This is a genomic window from Pseudohongiella nitratireducens, assembly GCF_001642735.1.
Taxonomy (GTDB): domain Bacteria; phylum Pseudomonadota; class Gammaproteobacteria; order Pseudomonadales; family Pseudohongiellaceae; genus Pseudohongiella; species Pseudohongiella nitratireducens.
In genome coordinates, this window is sequence record NZ_LWHM01000003.1 from 46,541 (window position 1) to 64,976 (window position 18,436).

The following is an 18,436-nucleotide window of genomic DNA, read 5'->3' on the forward strand; positions in this document are numbered from 1 at the left end:
GCTGGTTTTACAGCCAGAAGCGTAACCCGATTACCCAGCGGTTTTCTTCATCCGCCATGTTATTCTCACGTAACAGCTTTGCCGTCTCAGCAAAACTCCGACTCCATGAGAGTCCCAGATAAGGCGCAAACCGTGGCGTGAATTCATACCTCAGACGCAACCCGGCGGAAAGCTCTGCCAACCCTCTTCCCAGCCTGTTCACCACATCTGAGCGACTGTACCAATCCAGCTCGACTCGGGGCTGTAAATAGATGCGCCGACTCAACCGCAGGTCATACTCACTTTCAGCACTGAAGGCAAAACGACCGGATTCTCCCAGGTAAGCTGTGGCCGAGACCTCAAACCAGTTTGGGGCCAACCCCTGTATACCGGCAGCTAGCCATTGACGGTTTTCACCACCGACATACCTGTCAACCCTGACACCCGCTTGCGTGTCAAAGAAAGCACTCATGGCCCTGTTCCAGAATAACTGCCCGGATGCGGACTCAAGGCCTTCATTGCTGGCATGTGCATCCAGCGTGAACCCCATTCGACTGAATGTCTGCCCGTACCAGCCCAGCAAATCCACGTCATAGTTGCCTGAGTCGCCATAGCGTTCAACTCGATCACCTAACACAGCCCAAAACGCATGATCATCCGCCAGCGAAAGGTGGTGTCCTTGCTCAGCAAACCGGTCTGACGCTGGCAGACTCTCAGCGTAAGCATGCGGATCCCGCGAGAAGCTGACAGTAGCGGAGTTTTCCTCCATTGCCGACATGTCAGTCATGTCATGGGCGTTCATGTCAGGCATGATTTCATGCTCATCGTGTACGTGCTCGTGAGGTGCAGGTGCAGGTGCAGGTGCAGGTGCAGGTGCAGGCATATGCTGGTGCTCGGCATGAGACTGTGCAAACCCACTGGCAGGCAGCATAAGCAGTGTGGCTACATAGATCATCGAGCGACTCATGAAACAACGACCTCTCTGAACATGCCTGCATCCATGTGGAATAACAGATGACAATGCCATGCCCACCGCCCTAGATCATTCGGCGTGGCCAGGAAACTTATTCGCTGAGCTGGCTGAACCGGAATGGTATGACGTCGAACCAACAAATTGCCCTGTGTATCCTGGAGATCACTCCACATGCCGTGCAAGTGCATAGGGTGAGTCATCATGGTGTCGTTGTGTAAAGTCACTCGAATGCGTTCACCCTGGCGCATGGCAACCGGCGTGCTGTCACCGAACTCCAGCCCATCAATGGACCAGCTATATCGCTCCATATTACCGGTCAAGTGCAACTCGATTTCACGAGTGGCTACACGTGTGTCTTCAAACACGCCTTCGACTGAATGCAAATCACTCAACGTCAGCACACGACGACCATTGTCGCGTAGCCCAACGCCAGGATCATCAAGATTCATACGCGGACTATCTACACGCATATCAACACTGGGGCCAAGCTCAGTGCTGGCATGACGTACATGCACAGGAGGCACATGATTCTGCGCCATATTGTGGCCTGCATGCTCATCATGCCCGCCTATAGTATTGTGATTATCGTGCGACATGGACCCCATCATATCCGCCATCGTTAACCACGATACGTCATCAACTTCAGGAATCTCTGCACGAAGTTCTGGTGACGTTGCTAATGTGCCACTGACATAGCCGGTGCGATCCATGCTTTGTGCAAACAGGGTGCAGGCATCCACTTCCGGCTGCACGATAACGTCGTAGGTCTCACCAGGGCCAAAACGAAACTCATCCACAGTCACTGGTTCAACAGGCAATCCATCAGAGGCCACGACCGTCATGGTCACGCCTGGAATCCGAAAATCATAAAAGGTGTTACTCGAACCATTTATGATTCGCAGTCTGACTTTTTCTCCCCGGCGAAAATGCGCCATCCAGTTTCCTGCCGGTGTCTTGCCATTCATCAGATAAGTCAATGTGGCTGATGAGAGATCGGCCAGGTCGGTTGGGCTCATTCGCATCTGGTTCCACATTTTCCGCTGATCCACCACAGCAGCGATGCCATCATTTGAGATATCTCTGATCAGATGACCCAAGGTTGGCTGATTCAGGTTATAAAGGTCACCCTGAACTTTCAGCTTTCGAAATACATTCATGGGGTCGTCGTCAGTCCAGTCAGACAGCAAGACAATATGTTCCCGGTCGGCTGAGATAGAATCAGATTCGCGCGGCTCAATGATCAGTGCACCATACATACCTGTCATCTCCTGAAACCCACTGTGAGAGTGATACCAGTAAGTTCCACTTTGCCTTAGACGAAAGCGATAGGTAAATGTCTCCCCTGGTGCGATTCCCTGAAAACTGAGGCCAGGTACACCATCCATTTCATAAGGGAGCAATATGCCATGCCAGTGCAAACTGGTACGCACAGGCAGCCGGTTGGTCACACGGATTGTGACTTCATCACCTTCTCGAAATCGTAATGTTGGCGCCGGGATAGAACCATTAATCGTGGTTGCCATTCTCGGTGAACCAGTAAAATTCACCATGGATTCAGCGATGACCAGCTCAACGTTAGGCCCTGACAGTTCGGGAGCCACCCCGGTGTGCGTGTCATGACCCGCAGAGCGACCGAACTGCGCCAATGCACCCCGGGCCGATAACATGACACCGCCAGCAACCAGTCCCGCAACAAAGCGACGACGAGACAGTGACGGCAAGGCAGCAATCCGGCCCGGCTCAACCGCTCTTTCGGCTCTATGGCTGACAGGTTTGTTAAACAGCGAATGAATCATGAATGCCTGACTCCTCTTGAATTGTCCCCAGTCTATTCATCACGCCTTGCCTGGGCATGACAATTTTGTAATCTGTGGGCAGTTCTTTTGCCTGGCGGATAACGATAAGCTTATAACCGGGTGAGAAAGTGAATCTGTCGCAGCAAGACGGCAACAACGCACCCGAAAGCACACGGGCAGCAAAGTGGGAGAGTGAATGCGCATCCTGATTGTAGAAGATGAGATAAAAACCGGCGATTATCTCCGTCAGGGGCTGAACGAATCAGGCTTTGTTGTGTCCCTGGCCCGAAACGGCCTTGACGGCCACCACGCTGCAATGACAGAGACGTTTGACCTGATTATCCTTGATGTTATGTTGCCGGATATCGATGGGTTCAGGATCATAACGGCGATTCGGGCGGCCGGCCACACGACGCCAGTACTGTTCCTGACCGCCAGGGACAGCATTGATGACCGGGTACAGGGCCTTGAAGCTGGCGCAGACGATTATCTGGTAAAGCCATTTGCCTTTCCCGAACTACTGGCCCGAGTCCGCACTTTATTGCGCAGAGGCAACTCTCAGCCGCAACTGGATCATTTGAAGATAGCGGACCTGACGCTTGATCTTCGGCGCCGCAGGGCGACTCGCGCCGGGCAAAAGATTCCCCTGACGGCGAAAGAGTTCAACCTGCTTGAGTTATTAATCAGACGACAGGGAGAAGTGCTGCCGCGCTCTTTAATCGCCTCGCAGGTATGGGACATGAATTTTGACAGTGACACCAATGTCATCGACGTTGCCATTCGCCGGCTTCGATCCAAGATGGATGACGCGTTCTCACCCAAACTGATTCACACCATTCGTGGCATGGGTTATAAACTGGACCTTGAGAATGATTAAGCTTAAACACAGAAACATACCTCTTACTGTCCGGGTACTCGTGTTTGTGGCAGTCGCTATCGTGATATCACTCAGCGTCAGCAGCGTACTGATTACCAATTCTGTCCGGCACCATTTTGCGGAACAGGATGCCAGCGCACTGACTCGTGTCGCCAACACCATCGCCCAGGACCTGCGCGACCTTAGCATTCGTGCCGATACCCCGCAGTTTTCCGCTCCCACATTTTCGCAGGCCGGTGTACTGGTTCATGTCGAAACCGATGAAGATGTTGTGATTTATCACAGCGGCACCGCTGACTTCATGCCCGTTAACATTGCAGCCACGGTTAATACCAGCATCAGTGAAAGCAGCATGTCTGTCTGGCGCGAAAATGAATCAACGTACCGTGGCGCCAGACTTTTCGTGGCGACAGAACAGGGGGATTTCTATATCACGGTCGCCATGAATATGAATTTCCACCTGCAGTTTCTGGCAGACTTCAGACGCAGTTTGTTATGGATTCTGGCTGGCACCGGCATTGCAACCCTGCTAGCTGCCTGGTTTGGTATTTATCAGGGGCACCTGCCCCTCAGAAAACTTGTCAACAAAATGCAACAGGTTAAGACCAGCCAGCTTCACCTGCGCCTGAATCCGGATGATGTCCCCAATGAATTGCGCGAACTGGTTCAGTCATTCAACGAAATGGTGGAGCGTCTGGAAGATGGTTTTGATCGGCTTTCCTATTTTTCATCTGACATTGCTCACGAATTAAGAACCCCGTTGAGCAATCTGATCACCCAAACTCAGGTAACTCTGACGCAATATCGCTCAGAAACAGCTTACAGGGAAGCCCTTTACTCCAGTCTGGAAGAACTTGAGCGAATGGCAAAAATGATCGGTGACATGCTCTGGCTGGCCAAGAGTGACAATCAGCAAATCAAGCTGGAACTGGAAACTGTCGACTTGTCTCATGAGATAAGCGAGCTTATTGATTTCTTTAGTGCTGTCTCTCAGGACGAGAACGTTGATATTCAACTGACTGGCAAACCGGTTTTTGTTCAAGCTGACCGGAGCTTGCTGAAACGCGCCATTTCAAACCTGCTATCAAATGCCATTCGATACACGGGAGAGCACAAGACAGTCACTATTTCGATGAACGAAGATATTGAGCAAGATCGGATTATTATCAACGTCAGCAATCCTGGGGCGGCCATTAACAAAGATCACCTGCCGAGACTGTTTGATCGTTTCTACCGGGCAGAGCCTGCCAGGGACAGACATAAAGACGGCGCAGGGCTGGGACTGGCTATCGTCAGGTCCATTATGCTTTGCCATGGCGGGAACATAACGGTTCACTCAGCATCTGACATGACAACATTTACCATTGAGTTACCACGACAGCCACTCACCTAGCCAGTTTTTCGATATGCGTGACTCAGACACTGCTTACGGTAAGCCAGCCCCAGAGCCTCTTTTTCCGTCATTAGCATATCACTGCCGGTGTCAGTGAGTGATAACAGCCGATGCTCAAGTTGTCCCTGTGTTTCAATATCACCTTCATGAGTAATATGGTGCAATTCCATACCGCGCTTATGTTGTAAGTGCCAACCAATCAAAAGGCTTCGATGACAAATAGCGGCATCCTTCTCAGCACAGGTCATCGCGATAGCATATCCCTTGCTTTCACCATCAAACAATCTCTCAATTCCTGATTGAAAGTTCTCTGACGCCATCAAGCGATCAAACTGAACCTGACCATGTCGATCATAATGCGCATCATCTTTAGAGCGTGGTCCCAGTTCATTACCCAGATAAACATAGCGAATTCCCGCCCTCTTGAGATGCTGCATTAGCGCATCCTGATGGTAATCGAAAAACCGTTTGCTGAACGGCACCGATCGCACATCGGCAACCACATCGATTTCATACGTTTTAAGCTGATCCAGATAGATATCAATGGGTTTGGTCGCGTATCCAATGGTGTACATAGTGTTCTGTCTTATCATTTTTGTCGGCAATGCTACTATGGTAATTCACTGATACCAACGAGTCATATATAAACGGAAATAACAATAATGCGACTGACACCAGGAAGCTGTACACGGAAACTCTGCCCAAAGATGTCCAGGGCCAAAAAAGTGACTCAGGCTGCATTAGTGGCTTTGTTAAGTGCCTGCCCGTTTATGTCGACTTCCATGGTCATGACCCCAGCGATGAGTCTTACTGGTACCGGTACCGGGAAATGGAAGCGGCCATGACAGGATCTGGCAGCCTGGTCGCCCCCATCTCAGGCGATCACGGCTGGTACTTCCTTAACGATAGCGAGCAGGAGATCAGCATTGATCTCAGGGTGACGGGTTACTTTAACGAATTGAAGGATCTGGGTATTTTCCCACCTTCAGAAGAGTAAGTGAGTGAGAATGCCTTATGCATATCACTGTGGCAGTGCAAAGTTAAAATACTGATCAGAGAAGGGCTCGTTATTTAGGGTGAAGTGCCACCACTCCTGACTGTAATTTTCAAAACCGCTTTGCTCCATCAAATCCCTGAGCAGATCACGATTGGCTCGCACCGTGGCGGTCACATCCGGGTTATCCGTATGTGACTTTTCATCAAAACAGTCATACCCGGTACCCATGTCGATACTGTTATCCGGATAACGCTGCATAACAGATCCTCGACAATCATACCCTCCCCCTAGTGGTGAAGCGGCAGGCTGTTGCGTATCCAATGGCACCAGCGTCAGATCGACTGTGCTACCCCTGCTGTGTCCGGAGCGCTCGGCTATATAGCCCTGGGGAAACAATTCATCCTTATTCAGGGCCGGAAAAAAGCGCGACTGCATCAGATTGTCATCCTCATCCGCTGCCCAGCGGACAAAATCATCAACAGCATGTTGTGGCCGGTAACAGTCGTAAACTTTTAGGGAGTAGCCCAGGTTAACAGCTTGCTGCTGAACCCGTTCCAGAGCCATTGCCGCTGCTTCAGTAATGACACAGGCATTGATGAAATAGCCATCGACCGGACGTCCAAGGAAATTATTGGCCGTAGCATAACGGATATCTTGCTGAATTGACGGCGCCACATCAGCCAGCAACGTAAAGCCAGCAACAGGTTCATACTCAGCGATCGGTTGAGGGCGGCTTGCTGGCTTGCATTGCAAGAGCAATAAAGAAAAAAATGCACAGACCAGCCCCCTGGCCAGCAGCAAAGAAGATTGCACCTGGCTGGATTTGACTCGTGCAGCTGAGCTGACTTTGCCCGACCACTTCGACATAGCGACGCTCCGAACGATCTGCCTTTACCTATTATAGGCATCATTTGATCAAGGTACAGCCCTGATTCACATTCCTTTCAACACGCTTTGTCGCATTGCACCAATATGAATCACATTGCTGTGCTAGGGTAGTGAGAAATCGATAAACAGGAGACTCACCATGACTGTTGCTAGCCGATCACTTTTTTCGTCACTGAGCCGCTCTCTGGGCTGCATGATGACAGCACTCTCAATCAGCCCAGCCATTAGCGCCGATGTCTGGCAGGAAGTCGAACATGGTTTTGTCGATAATGACGGTGTCAAAATACATTATGCAGCCATGGGCGATGGTCCACTGGTTGTCATGATTCACGGTTTCCCGGATTTCTGGTACAGCTGGCGACACCAGATGGACGGCTTAAAGGGTAACTATCGCGTGGTCGCAATCGATCAGCGAGGCTATAACCAAAGCGACAAACCAACAGGCAATGAAAACTACGCAATGCCCAGGATGGTCTCCGATATTGCAGCCGTGATTGCGCATTTCGGTGTTGATAAAGCCACGGTTGTCGGACATGACTGGGGCGGCATGGTGGCCTGGAACGTGGCTTTTCGACGACCGGAACTGGTGGAACGCCTGGTTATCATGAACCTTCCGCACCCCAACGGGTTGAACCGCGAAATGACCATAAACCCGGACCAGAGAGCCAACAGCGATTACGCTCAACGTTTCAAGGCCGGCAGCCCGACAGATCCGGATATTTTCTTTGATGGCCCTATGACACCACAGACACTGTCTTCCTGGGTTACTGACCCTGAAGTCCGGGTACGGTACCAGGAAGCATTCGAGCACTCTGATTTTGATGCCATGCTGGCGTATTACAAACAGAACTACCCTGACCTGCCCGAGTTTTCTGACCAGGCACCACCGCCTAACCCGCATATTCCAAAACCCACCATGCCTGTGCTGATTTTCCATGGACTGGCCGATACCGCGCTGGATGCCAGAGGGTTGAATAATACCTGGGAGTGGATCGATGCCGAGACTACCATTGTGACCATACCGGGCGCTGGCCATTTTGTGCAGCAGGATGCTGCTGAGAAAGTGACTAACACGCTAACGTGGTGGTTATCAGCTCACTGAATACCTGATTACGCCCTTCAACGAAAAAGGTGGCGACCAGGTTAAACCCGATCGCCACCTTTTTGTAACGGCCTGCTTTAAACCGAATTATTTACGGTGAGACGCGATCTGCAATGCGAGTCAGCGTTTCTCTCAACCCCGCCACGCGGCGCTCAGTGATCGCATCAGCACCTGAGACGGCATTGGGCAGTGACTCTGCCAGGACACGCAACTCTGATGCCAAATCAGCATCGCTCAATTCACTACCAATGGCGCTCTCTGCACTATCGAGAGAAGCGGACAAGCGTTCCGCCGCCATGCCATCAATCGACTCGTTTCTCAGCAGTTGATCCAGGTAGGCTTTTGCCACCACAGGTTCCGCTGGCCACTCAACACGCCGCTGAGTCTGCACATTTTCAACGGCATTTGGGTTTTGGAACGAGGCGGCGGCAATCTCATTTTGCGTGAGAAAATCACTTTCTGTCATCGTGAACACATCCAGCCCTCTGGCAATCTCTGTGCCAAACAGATGACCGTTGTGCCAGTAGGCTGACCAATAACCGCCCATCACCAGCTCTTCTTCGTCAATCGGACCACGGTCGAAGTACGCAATCTCTACCGGATTGGCCGAATCGGTAAAGTCCATCACAGAAATACCGCCCTGATACCAGGATTGCGCCATGATGTCGCGACCAGGTACAGGGATCAATGATCCGTTATGCGCCACACAGTTCTCCTGCTCGCTTTGAGGCGCGGGCATTTTGTAGTAACTGCGGAATTCCAGCTTGCCGTCAACGATGTCATAGATAGCATCAGCACCCCATGTGTCCGGATCAGAAGCCCGGCAACGTGGCCGCGAACCACCACCCCACTCATCGGTGAAAATGACTTTGGTGCCTTCGTTATTAAAGGTCGCCGAGTGCCAGTAGGCAAAGCCGGTATCGATCACTTGATCCAGGCGTTTAGGGTTAATCGGATCACTGATATCAAACAGAATACCGTTACCTGAGCAGGCGCCAGCTGCCAGGTTTAATTCAGGGTAAGCTGTGATGTCGTGACAGTGGTTGGTTTCTGCACTGCGCTGCGTATCCGGGCCGTGATCTCCCCCTTCCCACAAACCAGCCAGCACACCGGAATCCGGGTCAGAGAAAACGAAGGGGCTGTTCACAATACGGGAATCTTCTGGTGAATCCAGTGGCACTTCAATGATATCGATACGGAACCGGGACGTTTCCGGGTTTTCAAATGGCGAGTCATTCGCACAGCCTTCCAGCTCCTGTCCATCCCGGACCACGCTGGTACCGGAGTTATAAAGATAAATGCGATTACCACCTTCCGGGTCGGGTATCACGGTATGGGTGTGCGACCCCCGGCAAGTCTGAACAGCAGCTACCTGGCGAGGCATCCGAATATCACTGATATCAAAAATACGAATACCACGGAAACGGTCATTACTGACCGTATCGGCAACACCCTGCAACCCGCAATCCAGTCGCCCACGGGTCTGTTCGACAGACATAATCAACAGGTCCCCATAGACCGTCACATCCCCCTGACCGCCGGGACAGACAACTGAAGTCAGCAACCGGGGCGCGTTGACTTCGGAAATATCGTAAATGTTATAGCCATGATAATTGCCTGCCACCACCATATCGCCGGCAAAAGCCAGGTCCGTATTGGCAAAATTCAACAGCGATGGGCGTGGTTCTGACTCTTCATCTTCCTCGTCGGTCTCTTCACCGGTATCCGGGTTCAGTCGACTCATCGGCAATCCAGCCGGGTTCTCCGGATCAAAGAAACCGTCAGGCTTTGGCAGAGATGCCATCAGGTTCATGTTCCAGGAGGCCTGCCCGGCATCATCATAGCCTGCCGCCAGATTGACACGGGGGTCAGGAGAGAATCCGGACAGCATGGCCAGCATGCGTTCAATTTCTGCGCTTTGATCGGCCTCAACCTCGGAAGTGAACTCAAACATAACCGAGTCCTGCGCTGAACCGGGCTGGTCCAGCAGGTCCTCCACCATAGTCAGTGCACCTTCGTGGTGCTTAATCATCAGTTCCAGAAAACGGTTATCGAACTCAGCACCTTCCAGCGATGCCAGTTCGGCCATCTCCTCTGGTGTTGCCATACCAGGCATACGCTCTGTCATGGTCTCGCCGTGCATGGCATGACCACCTTCAGGCAGAGCCGTGTACTCGCCCCGGCTGCTGAGCCAGTTTTCCATCATCAGCATTTCATCTTCCTGGGACAGTGAAATGCGCTCCGCCAATTGGCGCAAGCTGTCGCGCTGCGAGCGATCCGGCACCAAAGCCGTCATTTCAACCGCCTGCTGGTGATGGTGAATCATGCCCTGCATGAATTTCACATCCGCATCGGTATAACTGAGCCCAGCCAGGTCAGAGGCCTGTTCTGCTGACAAATGACGGCTGTCCTGACCTGGTGCCCCAGGTTGAACAATCGGCACTTGCGCACTGGCTAACGAACTCATACCTACCAGCGTCGCAATGGCTACAGCCAGCTGTGAGCGACGGGCAAATGATCTGTCAGATTGAGGAGATGGCTGGCAAAGCTGCCTGGCTAGCTCTGTAATGGGCATGGTGTACTGACTCCGTACTCAAAAACGATTAGACGTAACTTGCATGAATATAGAACCAATAAACCATAATTACATCAGTCTGTCATTATCCAGCGGTAACAACCGTTGCCAAACCGTAACACGGGTACTATGCTGGAACTGGCTTTTCGGGGGAGCTGTACTAATTACTAACCGGGAGTAGCTGTAGAATGACAACAAAAACCACAATGGCAGGGATCACAACACAGCGCTCTGCGCTACTTGCCCTCGCCTTTACAATCCTGGCGGCTTGCTCTGATCCTGCCACCGAAAGTACGCCTCCTGTGAACTACGATGTCGTCATACGCGGCGGCACCCTCTATAATGGCGCAGATCAACCCCCTGTCACGGGGGATATCGCGATCAATGACCAACATATTGTCGCTATCGGTGCACTGGACAACTGGAGTGCTGACACCGAAATCGACGCCACTGGTCTGGCCGTGATGCCCGGATTCATTGATATTCATAGCCACGCCTTGCGCAGCGATCCGGAAGAAGGCGGTATTCTTCGCTGGCCGGATGCGGAAAACCTGGTTCGCCAGGGTGTGACCATGGTGGTGGGCGGTAACGATGGTTCTTCACCTGTCCCCCTCGCTCCCAGCTTTGCCCAAATCGCCGAACTCCCCCCGGCCATTCATTTCGCGTCCTTTGTCGGTCATGGTTCGGTCAGGGAGGCCGTGGTGGGTGAGGAAGACCGTCCTCCTACCGGCGATGAGCTGGATGCCATGCGCGAACTGGTAGCCGAGGCAATGGAACAAGGCGCCTTTGGCCTGTCCAGCGGCCTGATATATGCACCCGGCCGATTTGCAGATACCGATGAAGTGGTGGCGCTGGCTGAGGCAACCGCTCCCTATAATGGCATCTATATCAGCCACATGCGTGAAGAAGGCCTTGGCCTGATTGACAGCGTCAACGAAACCATTGCGGTAGGGGAACGGGCTGGCATCCCCACACAGCTGACTCACCATAAAGTTGTCGGTTATCCCATGTGGGGCAGCTCAGAAGAAACGCTGAGGCTGGTAGATGAAGCGATCGCACGTGGTGTTGATGTTTCCATAGACCAGTACCCCTACACGGCATCATCAACCAATCTGCAAATACTGTTCCCCGGCTGGAGCCTGGACGGCGGCCGACAAGCCCTGCTGGAAAGAGCCGCAGATCCGGATTTGCGCACACAGCTGCGAAGCGACATCGCTCACAACATAGAAGTGGATCGTGGCGGCAACGATCCGGCCAATGTTGTGCTGGCCGGCTGTCCCCATGACCCATCCCTCAATGGTATGAACCTTTCCCAGGTACTGGTGCAGCAGGGCCGGGAGCGTACCAACAATAATGCTGCCGAATTGTTAATTGAGCTGGTTGAGGCTGGCAACTGCTCTGCAGTTTTCCATGCCATGGTTGAAGAAGATGTGCTGAGAATCATGCAACACCCAACCACCATGATTGCCTCTGACGGCGGGGTAGAAGCTCCCTCCGACCGCGCTGTACACCCACGTAACTACGGGACATTTGCACGTTTCCTCAGCCACTACACACAAAACATGGAAGTGATGCCCATGCACACGGCTGTGCATAAAATCACACAAATGCCCGCTGACCGGCTGAATATTAATGACCGGGGCAGACTGGAGGAAGGTGCTTTTGCAGACATTGCTGTCCTGGATCTCGAGGCGATCAAAGAACTGACGACCTTTGCTGAACCCCACCAGTATGCTGAAGGTGCGGTTCACGTATTTGTGAATGGCGAAGCTGTCTTGATTGACGGTGAAATGACAGGCACGCGCCCAGGGCAGATTGTCAGATCAAGTGATTACCGTTAAGGCGATAAAACGATAGGAGCGTGTTGTCTGTCACACAGCAGCACGGCCTGAATGTGGAGCTGAACAACTGATGTGGCTATCGTCACCAAGCAATAATCCCATCGGCAAAAAAGCACTGCTGTTGCTCATGATGGTGACAGTACTGACCAGGGGATCCTCTGCGCACGCTCATGGCAGTGTGGTCGACGGTGGTGATGGTTGCACGATTCAGCTCGATTTCTACAGCGCCCACTTCAGCATCTATCAACCCGACAGATCAGGCCATCGTGCATACTGCGAAGACATTCCCGTTGCAACTGACACTTTGTTTGTCATGGAATATCAACATAATGCCATGCGTGAAGTGCCTATTGAGTTTCGCATCATCCGCAACGACAGCCCGCTTGGCCGTTTTGTGCGCTGGTCTGATATTCAGCAAATTGAGGATATAGATGCCGTGACTGCCTATTATCAATCGGCACAACCGCGCCCCGATGGCGTATTGAGCATTCAACATGTTTTCCAGGCTGAAGGTGATTATGTCGGTATCGTAAGCGCACCTCATCCGGACGGCAGTCCTACTTACCATGCCGTATTCCCATTTCATGTCGGCCGCCCCCTGGTCCCGGTCTGGGGATGGCCGATACTCGGCATTGGCATTCTGCTGTTATGGTGGCGATATCGTAAACACACACAACCGGCCTCAGCCATGTCCGGCAACCAACCTCATGAGACCATGTGAATGATGAGAACTACCTGGCTCCCTAACAAGATCATAATCACAACCCTGTTTATACTCACTTCAACTCTGCTGCTCAGCAAGAAAACCATTGCAGCATCTGAATGGGAAACACAGAGCCAACCGCCAGGACTGACTCTTCACCTGAAAAGCCAGCAAACGCCGGTTCCGCTAAATCAGATGCACCAGTGGGAGATCGAGGTTATCAGCTCACAAGGCACCCCGGTAGAAAATGCAGACATTACAGTCACTGGCGGCATGCCAGAACATGATCATGGGTTAGCGACGGCCCCCAGAGTCTCGGGACAACCTGGTGAAGGTAAGTATTTGCTGGAAGGGCTGCGCTTTCATATGCCCGGCGAGTGGAAGCTCGACTTCGTCATTATGATCGACAATAAAAGATACCAGGTGGAACACTCATTTTCTCTGTAGTGGGGCGTATGCGATCACGAACAAAAATCATCATCACATTATCGCTAACACTGGCCCTGGCCTGGGCGGGCTGGCAGTATGCTCCCATACCTGCATCAACAACCTGGGAAGACAGCGACATCGCCCTTTTACAAAGCATGTCCTTAGATGCGCTTCCCCCACTGCCGTCCTCCCCCGGCAATGCTGTCGCAGATGATCCGGCAGCTGCACAACTTGGCCACCAGATTTTTTTCGACCAGCGTCTCAGCAGTACCGGTACGGTGTCATGTGCCACCTGTCATCAGCCAGACAATTACTTCAATGACCAACTTGCGCTGGCCGTCGGGGTAAGCCAGGCCACGCGCAACACGATGGGGCTGCTTGGCGCGGCCTATAGCCCCTGGTATTTCTGGGACGGGCGCAAAGACAGCCTCTGGTCTCAGGCACTGGCTCCGATCGAAAATCCTCTGGAGCATGACAGCTCCCGCAGCCAGGTTGCCCATCTGGTATCCAGTACCACCGAATACCGGCAGCAATACCAGGCTTTGTTCGGCAATCTGCCAGACCTCAGTAACCGCGAACGTTTCCCTGTTGATGCCACTCCACTAGGAACAAACTCACAGCAACAGGCCTGGCAGTCCATGACAGGCTCGGATCAGCGGCTTGTCAATGACATATTTGCCAACGTGGGCAAAGTGCTGGCTGCCTACCAGCGCAAACTGCAGCCGGGCGAGTCTCCTTTTGACAGCTTCGTCGCTCAACTTGCCAGTGGCGAGCCAGCCACAGCGCTTAATTCAACCGAACAAGCCGGGTTAAAGCTGTTTCTGGACAAAGCGCAATGCATTAACTGCCACAATGGCCCACTGTTTACCAACAATGCATTCCACAACACGGGCGTACTTCCTCCAATCGGTGAGCTACCCTCTCCAGGTCGCTCAGAAGGTCTCCGGCAAGCTCAGTCTGACCCATTCAACTGCCTGGGCCCCTTTAGCGATGCGAACCCTGGACAGTGCAGCGAACTGCGCTTTGCCCGTGGGGGCGACGAGCTGATTGGTGCGCAGCGCACGGCGAGCCTGAGAAATCTGGCTCATACCGCACCTTATATGCATGCCGGACAGCTAGACACACTGGCGGAGGTCATCGAACATTATGATCAGGCCGAAGACGCCATTTTCGGTCACAATGAAGCAAAACCACTGGGGCTAAGAGCCATTGAACGACGTCAGCTGCAGGCATTCCTGGAAAGCCTGAATGGTGAAATAGCTGTCGATGGAAAGTGGCTGAACCCGCCATAACATCGGCGCACCGCAGGGATACCGAGGTTTAACCCGACGTGTTTGTCAGAAGGTGACGCCTCCATTATGATCAACCTATTATGATCGGCCCATCAAAAGAACAAGGGGAACTAAATGACAGCGCCATCACTAAAACACTGGTTACAGACCTCAGCATTAGCAACTGTGCTGTCGCTGGGTTGTGCAGCCGCCATTGCCCAGTCCGAGGCAAGCTCAATCAAGCGAATAGATCCGTCCAATTTCAATATCACTGAGGATGAAATCAGCGATATCCGCTCACAAATGCAGGCCGCGGTGGACGGCAATCATATTGCGGGTGCCCTGATCCTGGTGGGAAATGACGACGGTATCGGCATGCTGGAATCGGTGGGCACCCAGGGGCCTGAAGATGACACACCCGTTGATGCACAAACGATTTTCCGTATTTACTCCATGACCAAACCGGTTGTCAGCGTAGCAGCCATGTCGCTGGTTGAAGATGGACTACTGTCTGTTGAGGACCCGGTCAGCAAGTACATTCCGGAATTTGGCAGTCTGGAAATCATTGATAATGAGACCGGCGAGATAACGCCGGCTGAAAACACCATGACGGTTGAGCACCTGTTGACGCACAAATCCGGCATCGTGCAGGGTATTTTCGCCGGTGGCACCAAATTAGGCGAACTATACAGTGAAGCGGTCAACACCGATGGCAGCATGTCCAACGCAGAATTGGCCGCAGCCATTGGCAATCTGCCGATGTTATTTGAACCTGGTACAGCCTGGCATTACGGACATTCCACGGATGTATTGGGCGCGGTACTGGAAGTTGCTGCCGGCCAACCCTTGGACGAAATCCTCAATGAGCGGATTTTCGAGCCGCTGAACATGGACGAAACTACCTTCTATGTACCATCCGAAAAATCTTCACGCATTGCCCAGCCAATTCATGGCGCCATGGCAGATTACACCATAGAACGCCCTCAACTCTCCGGGGGTGGCGGGCTGAACTCAACCACTGAAGACTATATCCGCTTCGCCAACATGCTGTTGAATGACGGTGAATACCGTGGCTCGCGTATTCTTGACAAAGAAACCCTGGACTGGATGCGTGAAGAGCGTCTGACGCCTGAAGTCTCACGTGAATACTTCTTTTATGGCAATCGCGGCGGCTGGAGCATGGGCTTCCACCTGCAGCCAGTCCCTGGCCATGATGGCAGCAGCTTTGGCTGGCGTGGTATCGGCGGCACCTTGTTCCTGGTAGATCAGGAAAACGACATGTTCATGCTGTACATGGAGCAGAAGCGTGGTGGCCCACGTGGCGCCCCCTTCGATAACAACATCGCCCAGCGAGTTGTCTATGAAGCGATTGCTGACTGATAGTTAAGAAACTGCTCCGCCAGCACATTCAGTTGCTGGCAAGACAGATAATTGCCAGCCTACACAATAAACGCGGAATCCTCATTCCGCGTTTTTTTTCGCCAATTATTAGTGAACCCCGCTAACAACACCCACCTCAAATATATCTATCTAATTGTATTTAAAATGATTTCCATTGTTGGCCTTGTTTTTGCTGTATCCCTGTCAGAAACATAAACAAGGAAGAAAACAAAATGAAAATTGCGGATACATCAGCGCAGGATACTGTCCTGACGGTTCAACCAGACCGTAAAAAGCGCTATGCCGTCATCACCGTCGTCGCTCTCAGTTTAATCACTGTTCTTTGGTGGGCTGTTCCTACTTTTTCCAGATGGGGCCAGGCTCAGGATTCGATGTCACTCGACCAGATCCGGGTTGCTACCGTGACACGTGAAAGTTTCATCCGTGATGTGACCGTACCTGGCCGCGTCGTCGCTGCAGTCAGCCCGGTGCTGTATGCCAGCGATGATGGTGTCATCACTTTTTCTGTCGCTGCAGGTGATACTGTCAAATCAGGTGAAGAGCTGGCCAGCATTGACAGCCCGGAACTGGATAACCGGTTACTCCAGGAAGAGTCACGCCTTAACTCCATGCGGGTTGAACTGGAGCGTCAGCAAATCACCACCCAGCAACAGCAACTGGTCAACCTGAAAGCGATGGATGATGCGGCTATTCGCCTGAATGCAGCCCAGCGGGAGCTGACCCGGGCAGAACAGGCATTCGAGCGCGGCGCATTATCGGCCGTGGATCTCGAGCGTGCTCGTGATGACCTGGAAACCGCACAAGTGCTACACCGGCACGCCGAAATGGATGCAGAGCTGGACAAGGAACGTCAATCTTTTGAAGTGCAGACACGCGAACTTTCGGTTGAACAGCAGTCGTTGATTGTAGAGGACCTGAAGCGCCAGGTTGCTAATCTTACACTCCTCTCTCCCGCCAGCGGCATCGTCGGTAACCTGCTGGTTGAGCAGAAATCCAGCGTTTCACGCAACCAACCCGTGATGAGCGTCGTTGATTTATCCGCCTTTGAAGTGGAAGTACAAATTCCTGAATCTTATGTGGCTGATCTGGCTATTGGCATGGAAGCAGAAATACAGCTGCCCCAGGAAAACCTGACCGCCACACTGGTCGCCATCTCTCCGGAAATCGTGAACAACCAGGTTACCGGACGCCTGCGCTTTCCAGAATCATCACCTGACACACTGCGCCAGAACCAGCGTCTGACAACCCGAATCTTGCTGGAACAACGTGAGAACGTACTGACCCTGCCCAGAGGACAGTTCATCGAGAGTGGCAGCGGTCGTTTCGTTTACATCATTGAAAACGGTCTGGCGCACCGCCGTCCCATCACCATGGGTGCCACCAGCCTTAGCCATGTCGAAATTATTGACGGAGTGCAAGAGGGCGAACGCGTGATTGTTTCATCAACTGACGCAGTCAGTGGCGCAGAAGCCATACTCATAAATAACTGAACCAGGAGTACACACCATGCTACAGATGACAAATATTGGTAAAACATTTTTGACCGGACAAGTGCAAACCAAGGCATTGGACCAGATTAACCTCGAGGTAGATGAAGGTGAGTTCGTCACGATTACCGGCCCATCCGGATGCGGAAAAACCACCTTTCTCAACATTGCAGGATTGTTAGAAAACGCAACCGCCGGCCAGTACCTGCTGGATGGCGAAGACGTCTCCCGCCTTGGCGACCGGCAACGTGCCAAATTGAGAAACCAGAAGATCGGTTTTATCTTCCAGAGCTTCAACCTGATGCCCGACCTGAACTTGTTTGACAATGTGGATGTCCCCCTTCGCTACCGAGGCCTGGGGCGTGGTGAACGACATCAGCGCATTGAGGAGGCACTAACCAATGTGGGGTTGTGGTCACGACGCAAGCACCTGCCTGCGCAGCTCTCCGGTGGTCAACAGCAACGTGTTGCCATTGCTCGCGCACTGGCAGGCAGCCCCAGATTCCTGCTGGCTGATGAGCCAACCGGTAACCTGGATTCAAAAACAGCAGCAGGCGTTATGTCATTGCTGCATGAAATTAATGCCAAAGGCACTACCATCATTATGGTGACACACGACCCTGTACTGGCCCAGAACAGTCGCAGAAACATTGACATCCTGGACGGCCAGATCCGCGATGACGCACGCCGCAACACAGCAGCGGTAGCCTGAGAGAGGGTAAAT

Annotated in this window: 17 protein-coding genes; 12 read left to right on the forward strand and 5 right to left on the reverse strand. The window is 52.5% G+C overall.

Annotated elements, in window-relative coordinates:
• Positions 1-7 precede the first annotated feature (7 nt).
• Positions 8-946: a copper resistance protein B gene (locus tag PSCS_RS01605; protein WP_157885586.1), complete on the reverse strand. Its 939-nt coding sequence runs from the start codon at positions 944-946 to the stop codon at positions 8-10.
• Complete coding sequence (locus PSCS_RS01610; RefSeq protein WP_082866378.1) at positions 943-2,748, reverse strand: copper resistance system multicopper oxidase; 1,806 nt, start codon at positions 2,746-2,748, stop codon at positions 943-945. The genes PSCS_RS01605 and PSCS_RS01610 overlap by 4 nt, the downstream gene beginning before the upstream one ends.
• Before the next feature lie 196 nt (positions 2,749-2,944).
• On the opposite strand from PSCS_RS01610, the gene PSCS_RS01615 reads away from it, so the two are divergent.
• A complete protein-coding gene (locus tag PSCS_RS01615; RefSeq protein WP_068810053.1) occupies positions 2,945-3,625 on the forward strand; it encodes a heavy metal response regulator transcription factor in 681 nt (226 codons plus the stop codon).
• Positions 3,618-5,018 carry a heavy metal sensor histidine kinase gene (locus PSCS_RS01620; protein ID WP_068810054.1) on the forward strand — a complete coding sequence of 467 codons (1,401 nt, stop codon included), beginning with the start codon at positions 3,618-3,620 and terminating at the stop codon, positions 5,016-5,018. The genes PSCS_RS01615 and PSCS_RS01620 overlap by 8 nt, the downstream gene beginning before the upstream one ends.
• Here PSCS_RS01620 and PSCS_RS01625 read toward each other — a convergent pair.
• On the reverse strand, positions 5,015-5,593 hold the full coding sequence (locus tag PSCS_RS01625) for a DUF488 domain-containing protein (protein WP_082866379.1): 579 nt from the start codon (positions 5,591-5,593) through the stop codon (positions 5,015-5,017). The genes PSCS_RS01620 and PSCS_RS01625 overlap by 4 nt on opposite strands.
• Positions 5,594-5,725: 132 nt before the next feature.
• Here PSCS_RS01625 and PSCS_RS15785 point away from each other — a divergent pair, with 132 nt between their 5' ends.
• Together PSCS_RS15785 and PSCS_RS15790 are read left to right on the forward strand one after the other, a co-directional pair.
• On the forward strand, positions 5,726-5,863 hold the full coding sequence (locus PSCS_RS15785) for a hypothetical protein (RefSeq protein WP_157885587.1): 138 nt from the start codon (positions 5,726-5,728) through the stop codon (positions 5,861-5,863).
• Positions 5,860-6,015 (forward strand): hypothetical protein, encoded by a 156-nt coding sequence (locus PSCS_RS15790; protein WP_157885588.1) that lies wholly within the window; start codon positions 5,860-5,862, stop codon positions 6,013-6,015. The genes PSCS_RS15785 and PSCS_RS15790 overlap by 4 nt, the downstream gene beginning before the upstream one ends.
• 24 nt (positions 6,016-6,039) lie before the next feature.
• On the opposite strand, the gene PSCS_RS01630 is transcribed toward PSCS_RS15790, so the two are convergent.
• Positions 6,040-6,882 carry a M15 family metallopeptidase gene (locus PSCS_RS01630; RefSeq protein WP_082866380.1) on the reverse strand — a complete coding sequence of 281 codons (843 nt, stop codon included), beginning with the start codon at positions 6,880-6,882 and terminating at the stop codon, positions 6,040-6,042.
• Between the two features lie 160 nt (positions 6,883-7,042).
• On the opposite strand from PSCS_RS01630, the gene PSCS_RS01635 reads away from it, so the two are divergent.
• Entirely contained in the window at positions 7,043-8,005 is a 963-nt protein-coding gene (locus tag PSCS_RS01635) for an alpha/beta fold hydrolase (RefSeq protein WP_229694665.1), read from the forward strand.
• Positions 8,006-8,096: 91 nt separating this feature from the next.
• Here PSCS_RS01635 and PSCS_RS01640 read toward each other — a convergent pair whose 3' ends face one another.
• On the reverse strand, positions 8,097-10,580 hold the full coding sequence (locus PSCS_RS01640) for a DUF305 domain-containing protein (RefSeq protein WP_068810056.1): 2,484 nt from the start codon (positions 10,578-10,580) through the stop codon (positions 8,097-8,099).
• A gap of 188 nt (positions 10,581-10,768) precedes the next feature.
• Between PSCS_RS01640 and PSCS_RS01645 the strand changes: the two genes are divergently transcribed.
• From PSCS_RS01645 to PSCS_RS01675, 7 genes are all read left to right on the forward strand, one after another.
• Positions 10,769-12,421 carry an N-acyl-D-amino-acid deacylase family protein gene (locus PSCS_RS01645; protein WP_106387064.1) on the forward strand — a complete coding sequence of 551 codons (1,653 nt, stop codon included), beginning with the start codon at positions 10,769-10,771 and terminating at the stop codon, positions 12,419-12,421.
• A 70-nt stretch (positions 12,422-12,491) separates the two neighbouring features.
• Complete coding sequence (locus tag PSCS_RS01650; RefSeq protein ID WP_068810057.1) at positions 12,492-13,142, forward strand: hypothetical protein; 651 nt, start codon at positions 12,492-12,494, stop codon at positions 13,140-13,142.
• On the forward strand, positions 13,143-13,571 hold the full coding sequence (locus tag PSCS_RS01655; protein ID WP_068810058.1) for a FixH family protein: 429 nt from the start codon (positions 13,143-13,145) through the stop codon (positions 13,569-13,571). It begins immediately after the preceding gene.
• Positions 13,572-13,579: 8 nt separating this feature from the next.
• Positions 13,580-14,845: a cytochrome-c peroxidase gene (locus PSCS_RS01660; protein WP_068810059.1), complete on the forward strand. Its 1,266-nt coding sequence runs from the start codon at positions 13,580-13,582 to the stop codon at positions 14,843-14,845.
• A 114-nt stretch (positions 14,846-14,959) separates the two neighbouring features.
• The gene (locus tag PSCS_RS01665; protein ID WP_068810060.1) at positions 14,960-16,204 is read left to right on the forward strand and encodes a serine hydrolase domain-containing protein; all 1,245 of its coding nucleotides are present in this window, start codon (positions 14,960-14,962) and stop codon (positions 16,202-16,204) included.
• Positions 16,205-16,437: 233 nt separating this feature from the next.
• Positions 16,438-17,715, forward strand: a complete 1,278-nt coding sequence (locus tag PSCS_RS01670; RefSeq protein WP_068810061.1) for an efflux RND transporter periplasmic adaptor subunit — start codon at positions 16,438-16,440, stop codon at positions 17,713-17,715.
• Between the two features lie 16 nt (positions 17,716-17,731).
• On the forward strand, positions 17,732-18,424 hold the full coding sequence (locus tag PSCS_RS01675; protein ID WP_068810062.1) for an ABC transporter ATP-binding protein: 693 nt from the start codon (positions 17,732-17,734) through the stop codon (positions 18,422-18,424).
• Positions 18,425-18,436 lie beyond the last annotated feature (12 nt).

Coding starts and splice junctions, on each gene's coding strand:
- PSCS_RS01605 (WP_157885586.1), bottom strand. CDS start 946: ATGAGTCGCTCGATGATCTATGTAGCCACACTGCTTATGCTGCCTGCC.
- PSCS_RS01610 (WP_082866378.1), bottom strand. CDS start 2,748: ATGATTCATTCGCTGTTTAACAAACCTGTCAGCCATAGAGCCGAAAGA.
- PSCS_RS01615 (WP_068810053.1), top strand. CDS start 2,945: ATGCGCATCCTGATTGTAGAAGATGAGATAAAAACCGGCGATTATCTC.
- PSCS_RS01620 (WP_068810054.1), top strand. CDS start 3,618: ATGATTAAGCTTAAACACAGAAACATACCTCTTACTGTCCGGGTACTC.
- PSCS_RS01625 (WP_082866379.1), bottom strand. CDS start 5,593: ATGTACACCATTGGATACGCGACCAAACCCATTGATATCTATCTGGAT.
- PSCS_RS15785 (WP_157885587.1), top strand. CDS start 5,726: ATGTCCAGGGCCAAAAAAGTGACTCAGGCTGCATTAGTGGCTTTGTTA.
- PSCS_RS15790 (WP_157885588.1), top strand. CDS start 5,860: ATGACAGGATCTGGCAGCCTGGTCGCCCCCATCTCAGGCGATCACGGC.
- PSCS_RS01630 (WP_082866380.1), bottom strand. CDS start 6,882: ATGTCGAAGTGGTCGGGCAAAGTCAGCTCAGCTGCACGAGTCAAATCC.
- PSCS_RS01635 (WP_229694665.1), top strand. CDS start 7,043: ATGACTGTTGCTAGCCGATCACTTTTTTCGTCACTGAGCCGCTCTCTG.
- PSCS_RS01640 (WP_068810056.1), bottom strand. CDS start 10,580: ATGCCCATTACAGAGCTAGCCAGGCAGCTTTGCCAGCCATCTCCTCAA.
- PSCS_RS01645 (WP_106387064.1), top strand. CDS start 10,769: ATGACAACAAAAACCACAATGGCAGGGATCACAACACAGCGCTCTGCG.
- PSCS_RS01650 (WP_068810057.1), top strand. CDS start 12,492: ATGTGGCTATCGTCACCAAGCAATAATCCCATCGGCAAAAAAGCACTG.
- PSCS_RS01655 (WP_068810058.1), top strand. CDS start 13,143: ATGATGAGAACTACCTGGCTCCCTAACAAGATCATAATCACAACCCTG.
- PSCS_RS01660 (WP_068810059.1), top strand. CDS start 13,580: ATGCGATCACGAACAAAAATCATCATCACATTATCGCTAACACTGGCC.
- PSCS_RS01665 (WP_068810060.1), top strand. CDS start 14,960: ATGACAGCGCCATCACTAAAACACTGGTTACAGACCTCAGCATTAGCA.
- PSCS_RS01670 (WP_068810061.1), top strand. CDS start 16,438: ATGAAAATTGCGGATACATCAGCGCAGGATACTGTCCTGACGGTTCAA.
- PSCS_RS01675 (WP_068810062.1), top strand. CDS start 17,732: ATGCTACAGATGACAAATATTGGTAAAACATTTTTGACCGGACAAGTG.